The 4,512-nt window shown below is 34.0% G+C and carries 2 protein-coding genes; both read right to left on the bottom strand.

The features are described 5' to 3' along the window. Positions 1-1,833 (bottom strand): hypothetical protein (locus tag ENL20_08475; GenBank protein ID HHE38591.1); only part of this gene is annotated, 1,833 nt, incomplete at its 3' end. A gap of 232 nt (positions 1,834-2,065) precedes the next feature. After that, positions 2,066-4,512 (bottom strand): hypothetical protein (locus ENL20_08470; protein ID HHE38590.1); only part of this gene is annotated, 2,447 nt, incomplete at its 5' end.

Here is a 4,512-nt window from a genome sequence, read left to right as displayed (position 1 = left end):
GTCTAAATTACAATCGTAGATATTTTTATTATAGATTTCGATCCAATCGTCATATTCACCATTTTCATCGAAAATTGTCGATTCGTTCACAGCTAGGAATTCATTAATAAATAGACCATCGGTCAATTCCAGGATATTTGCTGATAATGGAGAGGGAAAAATAAATTGTACCCATTCATTTCCTCCATCCGGTAATCTGCCGTAAGAAATATTGGTTTCCTGATTTTCATAACTTAAACTATCAATTGCCAAAATACCATTAATTCCATATAAACCAATGAATTCAGAGTTATTGTTTAATTTAAAATTCGCATGCATATTTCCCTGTTCGGTTTCACCATCTGCCCAAACCAATAGATATCCATTAGCAGGAATTTCAGCATCAGGGAATTTCCATTTATCCGGTATTGAAGGATCGTCTGAAAGGAAAAGCCCTCTCATATTTATGGGATAATCATTAGCATTGTAAATTTCGATCCAGTCTTCGAATTCATCAAATTCATCTCTAATCACGGACTCGTTATCTGCTAAAAATTCATTGATGTAAAGACCGGATATCCTTTCCGGAATATTGAATTCATTTAACTGTGCAGTAATACTTTGAAATCTCTGCTGGATCAGGTTTTTTAATCCGAAAATGATACCGTTATCACTTTGTATGTTTTCTAGAAGATTAGTCTCAAAATCTTCATTGGAATACATTTTCAAAGTATCAGCATAAACTGCATCGCGGATGAGATTGGCTAAACTATCGATTCTTGGAAATAAAAAATCCTCATTTAGAGTTGTTTCCAGAAAATATTGATAATTCATCAAGTAAATATTTCTGTAATAATCTATTTCAAAGGTCCTGTTTACCAGAGGTTTAGGAGATTCAGGGGGTGCCATATGAAAAACAGCAAAATTGTATATATCCTCTTCTGTCATCCCGCCTGCCATATTTGCGAAGGAGGAATTAAAATCCCATGGAATATGAAGAAATTTGTCGGAATCTGTTCTATGATAAGCAAAGTAATTATGACAACCTAGAAAATAACTGTCCATATTTACCAGGAAATTATTAACAACATGGAAAAAAAGATAATTGCGAATATGGAAAATCTGTTCTAATTCAGTTGGATATGAATCGATAGGTGTATTATTCAAAACATCAATCAAATTGATCAAATCAGACCAGTCATTTTCTTCCTCGTTGGTTTTCAATTCATATTTATCATAATAAGATTCAGGATCCGGACCATACCAGACAAGATCGCCCATGGGATCACCTTTGAATAAATTTCCTTCTTCATTATTTCCAAAATTCTTTTTTACGAATTTTTTATTGATCTGTTCAACATTTGTGTATAGTCCCCAATAATTTCCATTAATAAATACCTTAACAAAATTTGCCCTGGGACCAGGAATGTGCTGATTGATCAAATCGCAGAATATTTTTTCTCTAAGAAAACTGGGATCAGCATACTCATTACTTAAACTTAGTTTTGTGAGTCCGAAAAATTCCTGATCTTCGATAAATTCATTAAATTTAATTTTAAAAGGTTTCTTATTGGATGGGTATGACATTGATTTATTACCTTTGAGCCTAACACCTACATCCTCATATACTTCTCCGTTAAATTCAAAATCTGCAATGACATATTGATCAATATTATATTCTTCGTTATAGATCAGGACTTCCCAGAAATTTTCGTTTTCAAAAGTAAGATAGAACTCGTGAATTTGAGTGTCATCAAAAACAGGATCAGAAATATGAGCGTTACAGGTTATAAAAATGAAATATAAAAAAACAGGAATGAAAAATTGTTTTAAAATTTGATTTTTAAACTTCATAATTCCCCCTCAAATTCAGTAACAATAAATTGCATAAAATATACCAGAAAGAACGGTTCCATTTTAGTATCTTCAGTGGTGCTAATTTGTTTTATATTAAGGGATTAGAGTTGTTCTGATTTAATAATAATTATTTGGTTAATTATGTGCTTTGTAGATTTGTGTCGATAAAGGGACAAAGAAGAAAGTAATGTCTCAAATAATATCAGAAAATTCTGGATTCGGATTATTTCTAATTAACAGCTTTAATATAATAAAATTTCTTTATATCAGTTAAGGATTCATTCCAATTCGTGGTTGTAATTTCTTCAGCTTCAATCACAAAATTCGAATATGGATCATCTGCAGAATAAATATCATATGAAGTTGCATAATCTACGGCATCCCATTCCAGATAGATGGAGTCATTTTCCACAGAAATAGTAATGTTCTGGGGAGCAGTTGGATAATAGGGACTTTCCGTAATTGTGAAAAAAATCGCAGTTTCGTCTTCTATTGGTTGAGCAGTCGGAGCATAGTTATTTGCGAAGGTCATTAACAAACCTTGAGTCTGGGCTTCATTTTCGATCCCGACAGTTGCATAATTATCTCCCTGATCGATGTTGTTTATTTCATTATATTGAAAGAGAATTTCTCCATCTCCGGTTGGAGTTGGATAAAATTCAGGATCGTAGAGAATAACTTCAAAAGTTTCATCATAATAAGGATTGTAAACATTCTGGAAATCAGTCCATTCGATGATGAAATAATCATTGGCAGTATCATAGAAATAGTATAAATTACCGTTTTTTAGATCATCCCAGAAAGGAGCGATCATTGCCGGAGAACCGCTTCCGGATGGAATTGTGCGATTTCGGTGGAACATCAAATCCGTTTCTCCCATACACAAATAGCCATTAGAACAGACCGAAATCTTATCATACGATGTTCCAAAATATTGAAAATCAAAGGGCAGATCGATAGTTTTAATAAAACCGTCTTCAGTCGCATGTCCTCCGGTTATTTGAGTTCCGGTATTTTCGATTTCAATCCAGTTATAAACAGGAGGTGTGAAATTTCCGGAATCATTACTCTCGATCGCATAATATCCATATTCGCAGAAAGTCGGGCTGAATTCATTGATAAATCCGATCGGAATAGAAAATTCTAATTCCTGCAGGATTGTTCTGTTATCGGAAATTTCTAACCTGAAAAGTGCTTGCTCTCCATCTAGAACATCTTCAACGGATACCTGGAAATAATTTGCGTTAGTGCCGGATGTTCCAACAGAAATATTGGAATAATTTCTATTTGAAATTAATACTTCGGTTTTATCATTTAAACTTATCAGATTAGCATAAAAATCTCCTGTTTCATAATTTCCGCAATTCTGAAGTTCAAGATAAACTTCTTCCGTATTATTCTGGATCAAACAGGAATCAGGATTAGCAACGATAAAATCTGCTAAAACAAGTTCGGCAGCATTTATCTCAACCGGGATCAGGAAAGTTTCTTGTTCATCTCGAATTAATATTTTACGGCTTTCAAATTCATAATCGACATTCAAAAAAAGTTCTGAAACCTGACCATTATACCATTCTTCTCCAATTTGGAATTGGAATTCACAAATCTCCGAATCTCCTGCACCGAGTGATTCAATATTTATATTTCCCAAAATAATTTGGAGATAATCATCATTCGAGGTTAAAACAGCATAAATATTAGTAGCGGTGAATTCTCCCAGATTTTTTATAATAACTTCCAGATCAACGATTTCACCGGAAACAATTGAATCCATAAAAGTATATTCATATAAACCAACAATGTTTCCATCGATAACCGATAAAGTGTCGGTTTCCGGGATGTATCCGTATTTGGAAGCAGTTATTTCATAAACTCCTTCTTCAAGGCTGAGAGGGATATTTACTTCGCCATTCGCATCTGTAAAATCGATTGTGATTAAACTATCGGAATTTGTTACGGCAATTGTAAAACCGGATTTATCTAATTCTGAGGTTGTAATTCCTACATTCAAATAATTTTCACCCGTGATCATTTCTTCGGTAAAATTCATGGAAACTTCTTTGGGAGTATCTGTCCAAATAGAAAGACCCGGATCTCCCAATAAACCATAAACATAAAAATAAAATTGATCGGAATTGGTGGCATCTCCCCATTCATGACAATCAGGGAAATTGTTATACAATTCCATTTTTCCACGCAAAAGCATTTCTCCGCATGTGAATAAATTTTCTTGAGTTATTCCCTGGTAAATTCCCATATCATTGGCATTGTTAAAGGGAGTTTTTGTGTTGAGTTCACTTGGTCCGATAAAACCGATCGCACCTTTGGGAATTGCAGGTGAACCGGCAAGCAACCAGGTTTCTCCAAATGCAGAAGGATAATCATCGCAAGCAAAATTACCTCCTCCGCAGACAATGCTCGTGATCATTGGAAGTTTATAACCATTTGTTAGATTATTGATATTATCGAGATTGAACATCGGATTCGGTTCTCCCCACCAATAGTTCCAATCACCAAATCCGCGATAATTAACAAATGAATGACCTTCATTGATCTTATTCTCTAATTGTGTTTGACCGACTTCATAAGGAGAAATGAGTGTATCGACAAAAGTATATCCGAAATTCAGGAGTTTATCTCGCACAGCCATTTTTGTTTCACGAGCAGAATAATAAT

This window comes from Candidatus Cloacimonadota bacterium, from assembly GCA_011372345.1.
Lineage (GTDB): Bacteria > Cloacimonadota > Cloacimonadia > Cloacimonadales > TCS61 > DRTC01.
Note: the sequence above shows the minus strand (reverse complement) of the source record. Positions and strands in the feature narration are given on the sequence as shown.